Here is a 16,176-nt window from a genome sequence, read left to right as displayed (position 1 = left end):
CAACATTCGGCGTCTAAAGTACGTATTGAATAGGAAGCAAAGGCAGAAAACAGGGTAGGCGGTTGGTTATCCGGTGACTGATTCAAGGAATGTGAAAAAATTTCTGACGTTTTTTTCTCTTGCCGTACTGGCACTGATTTTTCTGGTAATCGGGTTCCTCGGTGTGATCGGTACGACAACCTGGGGCCAGGAGTTTGTGACGCGTCAGGTCAACAACTACCTGGCCGGAAAAATCAAAAGCCCTTTTCGGATTGGCCGGATTACCTACGAAATTCCGGATTACGTTGCGCTGGAAGATGTGCTGTTTATTACCCCCAAAGGTGACACCCTCCTGGCTGGCCAGAAACTCCGGGTTGACCTCGACATGATGGGCCTGCTGAAAAACCGGATTGCGCTCAACCAGATCGAACTGGAAAAGGTTAGCGTGAACCTGAACCGCACATTGCCCGATACCGTTTTTAATTTTCAATACATCATCGACGCCTTCGACACGGGCGGGCCACCACAGCCGGTCGACACCACGGCCGCCCCACTGGACATCAGTTTGTCCGGTATCACGCTGAAAGACGTTCGGATTCGCTATAAAGATGACGTGGTGGGTGCGGAGGTCGGGGCCTACGTCGATACGCTGCGGGCGAATTTCGACAAAACCAACGTTGACAAATCCCAATACCATCTTCGTGATGTCAGTATAGACGGTTTAGTGGCTAACACACGGCTTTATCCGGCAATTCCTACCCCGGAAACGCCCGACACATCAGCACCGGGCGATACGATGGATCTCAAATTGGGCAATTGGAAACTGACCCGGGCGCGGTGGGATGTTAAAGTGGAAGAGGCTGATTTTCAAACCAAAGGATCGGTCGGGCGGCTGGCGATGAACGCCGATTATCTGTATCTGGACGGGCAGCGCATCGGCATCAAATCTTTGGAACTTGAAAATTCGGATATTTCGGCTATTCTGACTAAACCCACTAAAAAAGCAACTCCGCCCACCACTACCACGGCCACCACCGACGATGCGGGCGGCTGGCGGGCCAGCATCGGGCGGGTTGCGCTGGCTAAAAACCGCATCCGGTTCGACGATCAAACCCAGCCTAAACAGAAAACCGGTCTGGATTATGGCCACCTCGATCTACAGGATTTATCGCTGACGGCGCAGACGCTGCAATACAGCCCGCAGGTTATTTCCGGCAAGTTTCGCGGAGGTCGCTTCCGGGATCAAAGCGGTTTTGCGCTCCAGCGGCTCGATGCCGACGTGGTTTACAGCGATACGCTGACGTCGATCAACCGGCTTCTGGTTCAAACGCCCCAGACACTCATCCGTGATCAACTCATTCTGCGATATGATTCCATCGGGCAACTCAGCCGTCCGCAGGAAGCCGGGCGCGTGGGGATTCGGGTCAACCTGAAACAAAGTCGGCTGGCGGTGGCAGACATTTTGCAACTGGCGCCTTTTCTGGCGACCACCGCGCCCTTTGCCGGAAACCGTCAGGCGGTTATTCGGGTCAACACTTTGATGCGGGGAACGCTGGCTAATCTGAGCATTCCGACGTTTGAACTCGATATGCTGTCGGGAACGCGGCTGCGGGCCAGCGGTCGGCTGCGCAACGTGACCGATGTCAACCGGATGGCGATGGACATCAATCTGACCGAAGGCTCAACGCAGCTTCGCGATATTCAACAGTTGGTGCCAAAGGGAACCTTGCCGGATTCGTTCAACATTCCGCCCAAACTGCGGCTAACGGGCCGGTTTCAGGGCGAACTTGATAATCTGAACATCAATTCCGCGCTGCAAACCGATTGGGGAAATGTCGATTTTGACGGAAACGTGCGGGGGTTTGTGGCCGGGAAAAATCAGGCGTATCGGGGAACGCTGGCCCTGGCGAATTTTGAAGCCGGACGCTGGCTGAATCAGCAGGAAATGCTCGGAAGCATTACGGCTGATGCGACTGTCGATGGGCAGGGAATCGATGTCAAAACCATGCGAACCACATTCCGGCTTAACGTTCGGCAAGCCGAACTGAACGGGTACAATTACCAGAATTTTGCGGCCGAAGGTGAACTGGACAAAGGCATATTGACGGCTAAAAGCACACTGGATGATCCGAACGCCAAACTGGCCCTGAATTCAGTGGTCAGTTTGCTGGAAGACTATCCCAGCGTGAAAGGCGGTTTGGTGATTGAGAAACTGGATGTGACGGCGCTGAAGTTTTATAAAGAGCCGCTCAGCGTCGAAGGCCGGATGCGGTTTGATTTCGCGTCCACCGACCCGGTTAATCCGGTGGGTACGCTGACGGCCCGGGAAACGGTTGTGCGCTTCAATGGCAAAACATATCCGCTGGATTCGTTCTACGTCAAAGCGGCACCGGAAGGTGTTCGGAAAATTGTGGAGGCCAAGCTGCCCTTTGCGACGATGAAACTCGACGGTCAGTTTGACTACACCCGCCTGTATGATATCGTCGTTGGCGAATTTAGTAAATACATCAAGCTGCCCGATCTGACCTACAATCCGGTCAATCCGCCCTACAGTTTCAACATCGATATGACGGTCAACCAGCACCCATTGCTGACGGCTTTTGTGCCCGCATTGACCAAAATGGACCCCGTTACCCTGAAAGCATACATTGACAATACAAAAGACACCACCCTGTCAGCTTTGCTAAAAACCGGCACGATCGAGTACGACACCATGCGGTTTCAAACCGTAACGATGGGCCTTCAGGCGGTCAATGACCGGTTGTTGATCCAGAGCCAGGTCAATGCGGTTCACACGGCTCAGGTCGATCTGAACGTGACGCGATTTAACGGCGAAGCCATCAAAAACCGCTTGCATTTCGATATTATTTCCGAAGATTCGACGGGCCGGGCCTGGTACGCTTTGTCCGGAAATCTCGGCGTTGCCGACCGCGCCTATCAGTTCCGGTTCAACCCGGACGGGATGATGACCAACTACCAGCGCTGGACGAGCGACACGACAGGTTATATTCAATACAGCGAGGACGGTATTCTGGCCGATAAATTTCTGCTTCAAACCGGCTCGCAGAAGATTTTGGTCAACAGCATCGTTCCGCAACCCAACGCGCCCCTGGAAGTGAAAGTGGAGAACATCGACCTGACGAACATGGCGAAACTGGCCAATCAGGACACCACGCTGGCGGGCGGACTGCTGAATGGCGATGTGATCCTGCGGAATGTGATGACCAATCTGTCGTTTACTGGCAATGTAACCGTCGATAGCCTGAAGGTGATGGCGAAACCACTGGGAAATCTGACCGCTAGTTTTGAAAACACGACGGATCAGCGGATTTCGACCGACATTGCCCTGAAAGGTTCAGGCAATAGTGCGCGGGTAACGGGATTCTATAAGTCATCGGACCCGGCAAATGCCCTGGATTTCAAAATCAATCTGGAAGAGTTGAGCGCACAGACGATCGAAGCGTTCAGCTTTGGTCAGTTGCGGCAAACGTCGGGCCGGTTGCGCGGACAAGTCGATGTGTCCGGTTCGACAGACCAGCCCCGGATGAACGGTTCGATGTCGTTCGATTCACTGGCTTTCAACGTAGCTTATCTGAATGCGACATATAAAATCGACAAGGAAACCATTCGTTTCAACGAGAAAGTGATCACATTCCAGGATTTTAACGTTCGGGACGCGTTGAACCGCAGCCTAACCACCAACGGAACCATAACGCTCCGGAAACTGCCCGATGTAGCCTATAACCTGCGCATCAATGCCACGAAATTTCAGGTGTTGAACGCCACCCGGAAGGACAACGATCTGGCGTACGGGAATGCCGCCATCAGTGCCGACCTCACCATTCGCGGGAGCGGCACCAGCCCCACCATCGGCGGCTCGATCAAACTGGAAGACGACAGCAAGGTGACGATGGTGCTGCCCGATCAGACGGCGTCGGTGAACGAAGCCCGCGAGATCGTCACCTTCATCGACCACAACGATACCCTGGCGTTGCGGAAATACCTGGTAGTGGCCCGACCCGACACGGCCCTGCGCAGCCGGGCTTTCAAGGAGTTGAGCAACGCCCAGGTCGATCTGAGCCTGGAAGTCAACGAAAAATCCGAAATAACCGTCATTGTCGATGAACTCAACGGCGACAACCTGCGCATCAAAGGCAATGCCCGCCTGAACGTCGGTGTGAGCCAGAGCGGGGCGATTTCGCTGCTGGGACGGTATGATGTAACCGAAGGGGAGTATTCGTTGACCTATCAGGTTCTCAAACGCAAGTTTTCGATTCAGAAAGGCAGCTACATCACCTGGACCGGCGATCCATTGCGGGCTGAACTCGACATTACGGCAATCTACCAGACCACGGCGGTTCCCTCGAACCTGATTGCCAACGAAACCAGCGAGCAACTCCGGACGGCTTCCAAACAGAAAGTACCGTTCAACGTCCTGCTGAAAATGAAAGGCCGTCTGGCAGCCCCCGACATTAGCTTCGACATTAAGATGCCGGAGGAAGATTTTCTGGCTTCCCGCGCGGTGATCGATGCGGTCAATTCCAAGCTGACGCAGTTGCGGAACGACCCATCGCAGTTGAATAAGCAGGTTTTCGGGCTGATGGTATTGGGTAGTTTTATTGCCGAAACATCATCCAGTTCGTCCGGTGGCGGGATCAATACCGAAGAAATCGCCCGGAACAGCGTCAGCAAGATTCTGTCGGATCAATTGGAGCGGTTTGCTTCCAGTCTGTTAAAAGGGTTCGATGTTAATTTCGATCTGCTTTCGTCGACCCAGTCGGCACAGGCTAACAACACAGTGGGTTCCCGAACCGACCTCAATGTGGATGTATCGCGCAGCTTCCTGAATGGTCGGCTGACGGTTTCGGTGGGGCGTAATTTTGTGCTGGAAAAAAACAACAGTACCATTACCCGCAATCCAAACGAAGTCTTTGATAATCTGTCGTTAAACTATAATCTTTCCCGCGACGGTCGTTACATGATGCGGGGGTATCGCAAGAGTGATTATCAGGCGGTTTTGGAAGGGTATGTGATCGAAACCGGCATTGGCTTTGTCATCACTGTCGATTACAACCAGTTGAGTGAAATCTTTAAAAAACCGGAGGAGAAAGTGAACCCATGAGAAACGGTTTAGCATACATATCTTTTTTTCTGATTCTGACGGGGTGCCATGTTGCCAGACATATTCCGCCCGGCGAGAAATTGTACGTCGATACGGAAATCAAGGTTCAGGTGGATTCGACCGTGTCAAAAACCGAAAAAGAACAGATTGAAACGGCACTGGCTGAAATGGCGCGTCCGGCACCCAACAAGCGGTTGTTTGGCTATCCGTATAAAGTCGGGTTGTATTACCTGATGGGTGAACCCAAAAAAGAGAAAGGATTCCGGGCGTGGTTTCGGCGGAAGGCCGGAGAACCACCGGTTTTTGCGAGTGCCAATGCGCTATCGTCCAACTCGGCTATCTGGATGTCTTTCCTGGAAAATGAAGGCTATTTCCGCTCAACGGTTTCGGGTAGTTTGAAGGAAGAAGGCTATCAGGCCACGGGAGTTTATCAGGTGCAGGTGCAGCCCCGGTATCACATTGACTCGGTCGCTTTTCTGATGGATTCGACTTCGCTGCGGGGGCCAATGGTGGAGGTCAGAAAACGCAGTTTGCTTAAGAAAGACAACCCTTACCGCTTCGAGTTGATCAAGCTGGAACGGGAACGAATCACGCAGGCTTTACAGCGTCAGGGTTTTTTCTATTTCCAGCCCGATTACCTCGCGGTTTTGGCTGATAGCGCCCTGGGAAAACATCGAACCCGTCTCTATCTGGCCATCAAGCCCGAAACACCACCGGCGGCTTTACTCCCTTATTCAGTCCGGGATATTTATGTGTATCCCAACTATAGCCTGTCTTCAAACACTCCTCAAACGGATACGTCAGAAACGCAGGCCGTCAAATTTGGAAAACTGAATATTGTCGATCCCGACGAAATCTATAATCCGAAGTTATTCCGGGATGTTATCGCCTTACAGCCTGGGCGACGCTACAATAGCCGGGCACAGGATCAAACCTTATCGCGGTTTATCAATGTGGGTTCTTTCAAGTTTGTCCGCAACCGGTTTGAACCGGGTCAGCAGGGCGACTCGGCGGTGCTGGATGTACATTATTACCTGACGCCCTATCCCAAGAAATCGGCCCGGCTGGAGATTGCCGGCACCAGCCGCTCCAACAACCTCGTAGGCTCCCAGCTTTCGCTGAACTGGCGAAACCGCAATGTATTTGGGCGGTCCGACTTATTCACCATCAGCGCCAATGCCGGGATTGAATTCCAGGTGGGCGCTCGTGGGCAGGGCGTTGCCAACTACCGCTACGGCATTCAGACCAGCCTGACGTTTCCCCGGCTGGTTACGCCGATTCCCATTAAATATTACCAGCGTGGACAGGCCCTGCCCCAAACCATCGTTTCACTGGGGTATGACCTGATCGTTCGGGGTGAATTGTACCACCTGAACTCTTTTCTGACGACGTTTGGCTACTCGTGGCGGAGCAATCCGAAAACAGAGCACATTTTTCAGCCCATCAGCATCAACTACGTCCTGCCTTCCAATTTTACTGAAAAATTCTTTGCGCTGGAAGATGACCCCAGCACACGCCAGCAGTATATCAATATTCTGCGTTCCGAACAGCTTATCCTGAGTACGCTCTATACGTTCAATCTGAGTTCATCGCCCAGAACCTCTTCGGCCTATACGCAGCGGTTGAGTATCAATGTTGAACCTGCCGGTAATCTGGCTTCGTGGCTGACCCGTAAGACTAATGAGGAAGGAAAAGAAGCTATTTTTAATGTCCCGTATTCACAGTTTTTCCGAATGGATGTCGATAGCCGTCACTTCTTTAAAGTATCCCCTAATCTGACCTGGGCCAACCGGTTTTTCGGTGGCTTTGGTGTGCCTTACGGCAATTCAGACGAGCTACCGTTTGTCAAACAATACTTTGTGGGTGGTGCCAACAGTTTGCGGGCTTTCCGCCCCCGGGCGGTTGGACCCGGGATCTTTACCCGAAATCTGGAAGGTACCGTGCAGCTTCAGGACGGCGGGGGCGATATCAAGCTGGAGTTTAGCACCGAACTTCGTCCCAAATTCAGTAAATACCTCCAGGGGGCCTTGTTCCTGGATGTTGGCAACGTCTGGATGTATTCCGACAACACGTTCTACGGAACCGGAACGCAGTTTAAATCCGATTTCTACAAACAACTGGCCGTCGGCACGGGCGTCGGTCTCCGGGTGGATGTGTCGTATTTCGTTGTCCGGTTTGACCTGGCGTTTCCGCTGCGCAAACCGTGGCTGCCGGAAGGGCAGCAGTGGGTTGCTGACGAAATTGCTCCCGGCAACCGGGCGTGGCGCCGGGAGAATTTGATCCTGAATGTCGCCGTGGGGTATCCGTTTTAAAGATATTCGGGCTTAATCTTCCCGCCCCTCCTTGCGGTTGGCGTCGGCCATCCGAACAATTTTCGGCGTAAATTTCGCCAGAACCGTTACCAGATCGCGTTGGGCATTGATAACGGTTTCAATGTTTTTGTACACCATCGGCGCTTCGTCCAGATCGCCACCAATCAGTTGGATATCGGCTTCTTTCAAGGCCTTGTTCCATTGGGAGCGCGTCAGGGTGTTGAAGGCCTGCGTTCGCGACATCAACCGCCCCGCGCCGTGCGAAGCCGAATTCAGCGACTCCGCATGACCCCGTCCGCGAACCACAAAACCGGGTTGAGTCATCGACCCCGGAATGATGCCCAGTACATTGGCTCCGGCCGGTGTGGCTCCTTTCCGATGCACAATGACGTCACGACCGTCGGCGAGTTGTTCTTTCCACGCAAAATTGTGGTGGTTTTCGACCATCGTCTGCGGTTTTTCACCCAGTGCCTTCGCCAGTTTGCGGTGAATTTCGTGGTGATTGGCAGAGGCATATGCACCGGCCAGATTCATGGCAATCCAGTATTCCTGCCCTTCCTCCGTGTTCAGGTCCAGCCAGGCCAGATGCGCTGCCTGCTTCGGCAACCGGGTTTTTTGCATCGCCAGTTTGGAATAGTAATTGGCGACGTTTCCGCCAAAACCACGTGAGCCGGAATGGGAAAGTAAGGACAGGTATTCGCCCGGTGGCAGGTTTAGTTGGTCATCCGGTTCGTAAACCTCCACGATGCCCCATTCCACAAAGTGGTTTCCGGTGCCGGAGCTTCCCAATTGCCGGTACGCCTTGTCTTTCAGGTCGCGAATGACCTTCGTTGCGTTCCATTCCGGCAAATCCATAACGGTTTCGTCGATTTTGTCGCGGGTTTCGCCCCCCATCCCGAATTTGGTTTTTTCCACCAGTGATTTTTTCAGGAGATCAGGTTGGCGTTTCAGGAAAGACGGGGGCAGATCGAAGACCGACAGACACATCCGGCAGGCAATATCGACCCCAACGGCAAATGGAATAACCGTATGGGCTTCCGTCGCCAGAACGCCCCCGATTGGCAGTCCGTAACCCTGGTGCGCATCCGGCATCAATGCCCCGGCTACGGAAATGGGCAGACTGGCGGCTGTTTCCATCTGTTTCAGAGCACCTTCCTCGATCTGTTCACGACCAAAAACCGCATAGGGCAACGAATCGGTACGCAGGTCGAAGACGCTATCCGCCTGTTTTGCGCTGGTATTCAGCATGTAAGGAGCGGGTTCGAGTGGTAAATAGGTAATACCGGTTTCACTCAACGGAACCGCAATTCCCTGCTTGTTCAGGCCATAAACCGCCTGAGCCAGATTAGTAACCTTGTTTTTGGAATACGCGAATTTCTTGGGGTTCCGGAGCATCTGCGCCAGCAAACCCATCACCTTTTCTTTGGAGTAATCAGCGCGTTGTATCAACCCGTTGGCCACGCGCAGAAAAGGGGTATGCAACGATTCCGGGATGGGTCCCAGCGTAAGAATATCTTCAATTAAAACCGGGGTTTCCATGATTTTACGATTTGCCCGAACGCCCCGAAAGCATTGATCTTTCGGGGCGTTGCAGGGAATTTTACACAATTAAATTTAACGGTTTCGCCCACGGACGAATAGTTGCTTCAACTGGTCGACCATCGAGCCGTCGTTGGAGACCGAAATCGAACTGATCTTGTCCGCGATTTTTTCGACGTATTCCATCTCTTTCAATTTCCAGAGCATCTCGTTGTCTTCCATCAGCTTGGCGGTGTTCAACAAGCTTCGGGTCGAAGCGGTTTCTTCCCGGCGCATGATGCTGTTGGCCTGTGCTTTCTTTTCGGCCATCAGCACCTGGTTCATGATGTCGCGCATATCGCCGGGCAAAATGATGTCACGCACCCCGCCACCCCGCAGTTCAACGCCCAACTGAGCTGCGCGTGCCGCTGTTGCCTGGAGGATAAACGGGGCTACGTCGCCTTTCTTATCCAGTAATTCGTCGAGCGTAAAACCGCCAATGTATTCACGCAACGCCAATTGGATCAATACGTACAACTGTTTCTCGTAGTCCTTGTTATCGACCAGTGCTTTAACCACATCCTGAACGATGTATTGGACGAAAAAACTCAACCGCAACGACGCTTTGTCTTTCGTCAGGATTTCCTGTCCCGCGATTTCGACCTGTTGCTGGCGCGTATCGACCTTCGCCACGTGAACGGGGATGTTGTTTTTCCACCAGTAATATGTCCCCGCAGTCAAAATCCGGTCGAATTTCCAGTCGATAAAGAGAACCCCTTTTTCGTAGGCTTCAAGCGTGTAGGTTCGCACAAAAGCCGAGAGCGGTTGAGGCATCAGCGAAATCAGGTCGATGTTGGCTGGAATGTCGAGTTGACTTAAATTAGCCTTGATGTATGTATACTGTTTAATTCCTTTCCAATACGCCCAGCGACCTTTTTGCAAAATGGTCTGGAAACGGTCGCTCTCAAATTGCAGGGCAATCTCGTTGTCGTTCACCTCAACAACGTCGAGCAAATCGGCAATCTCCGGATAAGACATCAATACCGTCAGGTCGCAGGGCGGGTTCTGCAACAAGGCTCCCTGTTCATAGACGTAGACGGTTTCGCCTGGCCAAACCCAGTGGCTGCCTTCCGAAAGCATTTTCCTGTATCCGCCGTGTTTCAACACCAACCCGATCTGGCGGGCCAGGATACGTACAGTTTTCATAATTGTATGGACTAAGTAAATGGTTGCTACTGTCAAACCCGTTCGGAGCTACCCATTTAGCCGAAGCGGAAGCCCGATTGAGCTTGTCCTGGTACGCAGCTTCGGAGAAAGGTTCGGATGCCTTAACGCTCCGGCAGTCGTACTGACTGGCAAAGACGCGGCCATTCGAATGCTTTTCAAAACCAGCATACACCCGACAAACCCGACACGTACCTGCTGGCCCGGTCTAAACCGTTGCGCCCGGACTGACTTCCTGGCGCAACTGGATAGCTCCTGCGGGTTTTAACATCTGGAGGCCTTTTTAGAAGTGGCCGCTTCCCAACCTATGGATCAACCTTTCGAGTTGATAGCAGGATTCGAACCTGCGTTTTCCTGTTGCTCTACCCACTGAGCTATCCTGTTGAACAGGAGGAGGATTCGAACCCCCGACCCACAGATCAGCGACAGAAGTTTCATTGTCAACAGCATATCGGAATCAGCCAGGGGCTGCGATACTATGGGGCTATTCAGAAACCCGCATCCGGTTTGATAACTGGTCTGTTCTGTCGCTACAAAGGTTGGGTCCTTCTGCGCAGTGTTTTTGCGTAGTTCAGAATATTTGTCGATTTTTCTCAAAAAATTCAGATTGCTCCATGCCCGTCAACCGGAATGCCCTGATTCGTTATAAAACGCTGGATGCCTGTCTGCGAAACCGGCAACGCAAATGGACGCTGGACGACCTGATTGAGCGGGTTTCGGAAGCACTTTACGAATACGAAGGGATTGACAAGGGAATCAGCCGACGTACCATTCAGGCCGACCTGCAACTCATGCGGAGTGACAAACTCGGTTATTTTGCGCCGATCGTCGTTCTGGAGAAAAAGTATTATAGGTACGAAGACCCCGCCTACAGCATCACCAACATTCCGCTATCGGATGGCGATTTGCTGCGCATGAACGAAGCGGTTGAGGTGTTGAAACAATTCAAAGGGTTTTCACACTTTTCGTCCCTGAACGAAGTGGTTCAGAAACTGGAAGATCATGTGTATTCGACGGGCCGGAAGTCGGCCCCGGTTATTGATTTTGAGAAGAACGAAGGGCTGAAAGGGCTACATTTCCTGGAAGAACTCTATCAGGCGGTTATTCAGAAAAAGGCCCTTCAGATCCGGTACCAGTCGTTTGTCGCCCGATCTCCGCAAGTGATTACCTTTCATATCTGGTGGTTGAAAGAGTTTAAGAACCGCTGGTTTGCGGCTGGTGTGCAGAAAGGAAAAGATAAGCAAGGCATCATGCACTTGGCACTGGACCGCATGGTGGCTATCAACCCCGCCCCCAATACTGATTATATTCCGAATGAGATGACGGATGCTGATGGGTATTACCGCGATGTGATCGGGGTGACCGTCAGTGAAAACTTGAGAGCCATTCCGGTAAAATTATTCGTTACCCGTCTACACGCGCCCTACGTAGAAACCAAACCGCTTCATCATTCCCAACGGGTGCTGGAACAGCGCGCTGAGGGCATTGTCATTCAACTCCGGGTGCAGCACAATTATGAATTGGAGAAAGAGATTCTGGGTTTTGGGGAGGGGATGATCGTCCTGGCCCCCGAGCGGCTTCGTGTGGCCATCCGGCAGCGCTTGCAGGCGGGTCTGGATGCCTATACCGCCACAGAAAGCCCGGCGCAGTCGGTGGAACCCGCATCGGCCTAGACAATCGGTTTGAAAACCGGTATTGCTTTCATTTCCTGACTATTAACTTTTACAATAGTCTTTACATTACTTTTGCTTTTACGTCCCCGATTCCCTATCTTTGCGCTCTGATTCGCGAAAAGTGCCTTTTTAATACCAACAAGTTGCTTTTTCGGATCCCTGCAATTGTACATTAACTTCTGTAATTATACTTCATTATGGCAACTGATCTTCGATACCTGCGAAACATTGGTATCGCTGCCCACATCGACGCCGGTAAAACGACTACCACCGAGCGGATTCTTTATTACTCCGGGGTCAGCCACAAAATCGGCGAAGTACACGAAGGGGCCGCTACCATGGACTGGATGGAGCAGGAACAGGAACGAGGAATCACCATTACGTCGGCAGCCACTACCGTCAACTGGAAATACCGCGACCAGAATTACCACGTGAACATCATCGATACGCCGGGTCACGTTGACTTTACGGTGGAAGTGAACCGTTCGCTACGGGTTCTGGATGGTCTGGTGTTTTTGTTTAGTGCCGTAGATGGTGTTGAACCTCAGTCGGAAACCAACTGGCGTTTGGCGAACAACTACAACGTAGCCCGTTTGGGTTTCGTGAATAAGATGGACCGCGCCGGTGCCGACTTTTTGACAGTTTGTCAGCAAGTGAAGGATATGCTCGGCAGCAATGCCGTGCCGCTGCAATTGCCCATCGGGGCCGAAGACAACTTCAAGGGTGTCGTAGATCTGGTGAACTTCCGCGGTATTCAGTGGAACGAACACGACAAAGGTATGACGTTCCAGGAAGTTCCGATTCCGGACGACATGCTGGAAGAAGCCAAAGAATGGCGCGAAAAACTCCTTGAAGCCGTCGCTGATTACGACGAGTCGCTGATGGAGAAATATTTCGAAGATCCGGAGTCGATCACGGAAGATGAAATCCTGACTGCTTTGCGCCAGGCGACCATCGAGATGAAAATCGTTCCGATGTTGTGTGGTTCATCGTTCAAGAACAAAGGTGTTCAGACGATGCTCGACTACGTGATGTCGTTGCTGCCTTCTCCGCTCGATAAACCGGAAATCAAAGGAACCAACCCCGATACCGATCAGGAAGTAATTCGTCATCCGAACGAAACCGATCCGTTTACGGCTTTAGGTTTTAAAATTGCTACTGACCCCTACGTAGGTCGTCTGTGCTTTGTGCGGGTTTATTCGGGTATCCTGGATTCCGGTTCTTACGTTCTGAACACACGTTCGGGCAACAAAGAGCGGATTTCGCGGATTTTCCAGATGCACGCCAACAAGCAAAACCAGATCGACAAACTGCGGGCTGGTGATATTGGTGCCGTCGTTGGGTTCAAGGACATCAAAACGGGCGATACGCTTTGTGATGAGAAACACCCGATCGTGCTGGAATCCATGGTCTTCCCGGATCCGGTGATTGGATACGCCATCGAACCGAAGAAAACGGCTGATCAGGATAACTTCTCGAAAGCCATTGGTAAACTGATCGAAGAAGATCCGACCCTGAAAGTGGAAACGGATGAAGAAACCGGTCAGACGATTATCCGCGGTATGGGTGAGTTGCACCTTGAAATTATCATCGACCGGATGCGTCGTGAATTCAAAGTGGAAGTTAACCAGGGTGCTCCGCAGGTAGCCTACAAAGAAACGTTGACGAAGAGCTTCGAACACCGCGAGCTTTACAAGAAGCAAACGGGTGGTCGTGGTAAATTTGCCGACATCGTGTTCGAAATCATGCCGGGTGAAGAAGGAAAAACCGGTCTGGAATTTGTAAACGGTATCGTGGGTGGGGTTATTCCACGCGAGTTTATCCCATCGGTCGAAAAAGGATTCCGGGAAGCCATGTCGACGGGTCCGTTGGCGGGCTATCCGCTGGATTCAATGAAAGTTCGGTTGTTCCACGGTTCTTTCCACGATGTTGACTCCGACTCCCTGTCGTTCGAATTGGCAGCTCGTCTCGGTTTCCGGGAAGCGGCTAAAAACGCGGGTCCGAAACTGCTGGAGCCAATCATGGCTGTTGAAGTACTGACGCCGGAAGAGTATACCGGTCCGATCACGGGTGACTTAAACCGTCGTCGCGGTATCATGAAAGGCATGGACACGCGGGCGGGTTCTCAGGTGATCAAAGCCGATGTTCCGCTGTCGGAACTGTTTGGCTATGTAACCGATCTGCGGACGATGTCATCCGGTCGTGCTACGGCCAACCTGACCTTTGCCCACTACGAACAAGTGCCGACCAACCTGGCGGAAGGCATCATCTCGAAAGCAAAAGGAACTGTTAGAGCTTAATTGTTGAATTATAAATGACCAATGAACAGTCTGTAAGGAATTGTTCATTGGTCATTCAATAAAAACCGCTGCTGGAGTAAATGGTTCTTTCGGCAGGGGATCACGTGTCGGTTAACTACCGGCTATTATAATCAGAACCACAACGTATCATGAATCAAAAAATTCGGATTAAACTGAAGTCCTTCGACCACATGCTGGTCGACAAGTCGGCTGAAAAAATTGTTAAGGCGGTAAAATCAACGGGTGCTATTGTGAGCGGCCCGATTCCCCTGCCGACCGAGAAAGAGATCTTTACGGTTCTGCGGTCTCCGCACGTAAACAAAAAATCACGCGAGCAATTCCAGCTTTGCACCTACAAGCGGTTGGTCGATATTTACTCAACCAGCGCCAAAACGGTCGATGCCTTGATGAAACTGGAACTGCCGAGTGGGGTCGACGTTGAAATCAAAGTATAACGCTAAAATCTTCATCAACTTTTGTTGAAAAAGTTTTTTGAAGTCGAAAAATAGCGTACCTTTGCAAGCCGAATTTAGAATTAAGTACAAAGACATACCTCGGGTGAAGGTCCTTCACGGAAACCACATCTGACTTATTTAGTACGGTAACACATGCATTTGTGTCAACCGAGCGAAAAGGTCAGGTGGAACACGCCTGGCCTTTTTTGTTTTTAATTTGCTCGGAATCATTGGAATAAAGTAAAATACGGTTTGGAATAAGCGTTAGTAATTCCTACCTTTGCACTCCGATTTTTTCGGGTTGAAACTATAAATTCCTGCTTTACAACCACTTATTTATGTCTGGTTTAATTGGAAAGAAGATTGGGATGACCAGTCTGTACAATGCTGACGGGCAGGCTCTGGCATGTACAGTTATTGAGGCTGGTCCCTGTGTTGTTACACACGTAAAAACGCAGGAGAACGACGGCTATCAGGCTGTTCAGTTGGGTTACGGCGAAAAGAAAGAAAAACGTACAACCAAGCCATTGCTGGGGCACTTTAAAAAGGCCGGTACGACGCCGAAGCGCAAGTTAGTTGAGTTTAAAACATTCGAAAAAGAGCTGAGCCTGGGAGAAACCCTGCAAGCCGCGGATGTTTTTGTCGAGGGCGATTTCGTTGATGTCGTCGGAACGGTTAAAGGTCGCGGATTCCAGGGCGTTGTGAAACGTCACGGTTTCGGTGGTGTCGGTGGACAAACCCACGGTCAGCACAACCGCGCTCGTCACCCGGGTTCTATCGGTGCCTGTTCATTCCCTTCACGGGTTTTCAAAGGTATCCGGATGGCCGGTCGCATGGGTGGCAACCGGGTGAAAGTTCAGAACCTTCGTGTTTTGAAGATACTGTCAGAGCAAAATCTGATCGTAGTGAGCGGCTCGGTTCCGGGCGCAAAAAATTCGTTCCTCATTTTAGATAAGTAAATCATGGAGGTAGCAATTTATAACTCGAAAGGCGAAGACACAGGCAAGAAAATCAACTTGTCTGATGAGATCTTCGGAATTGAGCCAAGCGAGCACGCGATCTACTTAGACGTGAAACAATACCTGGCCAACCAACGTCAGGGAACGCACAAGGTAAAAGAACGTGCCGAGAATGCTCACTCGACCCGTAAAATCAAGAAGCAAAAAGGTACGGGTGGTGCTCGTGCCGGTTCCATCAAATCGCCGGTATTCGTTGGCGGTGGAACCATCTTCGGTCCCCGTCCGCGTGACTACTCGTTCAAACTGAACAAGAAGGTAAAGCAACTGGCCCGTAAATCAGCGCTTGCCACCAAAGCACAGGGTAACAGCGTTTCCATCCTGGAAAACTTCACCCTGGAAGGCCCCCGTACGAAGTCATACATTGAGTTTTTGACCGGTTTTGAAGCTTTGAACACGAAAACGTTGTTGATTCTGCCTGAGGTAGACACCAACGTGGTTCTGTCGAGCCGCAACCTGCAAAAAGCGAAAGTGGTGACGGCTGACAGCCTGAACACGTATGATTTGATGCACGCCGACCGTCTGCTGATTGCTGAAGGGGCTTTGTCGAAACTAGAATCTCTTCTCCAGTAATTGA

Annotated in this window: 9 protein-coding genes; 7 read left to right on the top strand and 2 right to left on the bottom strand. The window is 51.6% G+C overall.

Going from position 1 to position 16,176, the window contains the following annotated elements:
• Nucleotides 1–91 precede the first annotated feature (91 nt).
• Both DUE52_RS12735 and tamL read left to right on the top strand, forming a co-directional pair.
• Complete coding sequence (locus DUE52_RS12735; protein ID WP_229312153.1) at nt 92–5,101, top strand: translocation/assembly module TamB domain-containing protein; 5,010 nt, start codon at nt 92–94, stop codon at nt 5,099–5,101.
• Nucleotides 5,098–7,413, top strand: a complete 2,316-nt coding sequence (gene tamL, locus DUE52_RS12730; protein ID WP_114406397.1) for a translocation and assembly module lipoprotein TamL — start codon at nt 5,098–5,100, stop codon at nt 7,411–7,413. Before DUE52_RS12735 ends, tamL begins: the two co-directional genes overlap by 4 nt.
• Nucleotides 7,414–7,425: 12 nt before the next feature.
• On the opposite strand, the gene DUE52_RS12725 is transcribed toward tamL, so the two are convergent.
• On the bottom strand, nt 7,426–8,952 hold the full coding sequence (locus DUE52_RS12725; protein WP_114406396.1) for an RtcB family protein: 1,527 nt from the start codon (nt 8,950–8,952) through the stop codon (nt 7,426–7,428).
• Nucleotides 8,953–9,027: 75 nt separating this feature from the next.
• Nucleotides 9,028–10,137: a slipin family protein gene (locus DUE52_RS12720; RefSeq protein WP_114406395.1), complete on the bottom strand. Its 1,110-nt coding sequence runs from the start codon at nt 10,135–10,137 to the stop codon at nt 9,028–9,030.
• A gap of 632 nt (nt 10,138–10,769) precedes the next feature.
• Here DUE52_RS12720 and DUE52_RS12710 point away from each other — a divergent pair.
• The 5 genes from DUE52_RS12710 (at nt 10,770) to rplD (ending at nt 16,172) form a co-directional block, all read left to right on the top strand.
• Nucleotides 10,770–11,828, top strand: coding sequence for a helix-turn-helix transcriptional regulator (locus DUE52_RS12710; protein WP_114406393.1), 1,059 nt, complete (start codon nt 10,770–10,772; stop codon nt 11,826–11,828).
• A 197-nt stretch (nt 11,829–12,025) separates the two neighbouring features.
• Nucleotides 12,026–14,128, top strand: coding sequence for an elongation factor G (gene fusA, locus DUE52_RS12705; protein ID WP_114406392.1), 2,103 nt, complete (start codon nt 12,026–12,028; stop codon nt 14,126–14,128).
• 149 nt (nt 14,129–14,277) lie between these two features.
• On the top strand, nt 14,278–14,583 hold the full coding sequence (rpsJ, locus tag DUE52_RS12700; protein WP_114406391.1) for a 30S ribosomal protein S10: 306 nt from the start codon (nt 14,278–14,280) through the stop codon (nt 14,581–14,583).
• A gap of 338 nt (nt 14,584–14,921) precedes the next feature.
• Entirely contained in the window at nt 14,922–15,542 is a 621-nt protein-coding gene (gene rplC / locus DUE52_RS12695) for a 50S ribosomal protein L3 (RefSeq protein ID WP_114406390.1), read from the top strand.
• 3 nt (nt 15,543–15,545) lie between these two features.
• Complete coding sequence (gene rplD, locus DUE52_RS12690) at nt 15,546–16,172, top strand: 50S ribosomal protein L4 (protein WP_114406389.1); 627 nt, start codon at nt 15,546–15,548, stop codon at nt 16,170–16,172.
• The last annotated feature ends 4 nt before the right edge of the window (nt 16,173–16,176 follow it).

It is taken from the genome of Larkinella punicea, assembly GCF_003334855.1.
GTDB classification, from domain to species: Bacteria; Bacteroidota; Bacteroidia; order Cytophagales; family Spirosomataceae; genus Larkinella; species Larkinella punicea.
The sequence above is the reverse complement of the archived record's forward strand: the minus strand, read 5'-3'. Positions and strand labels throughout refer to the sequence as shown.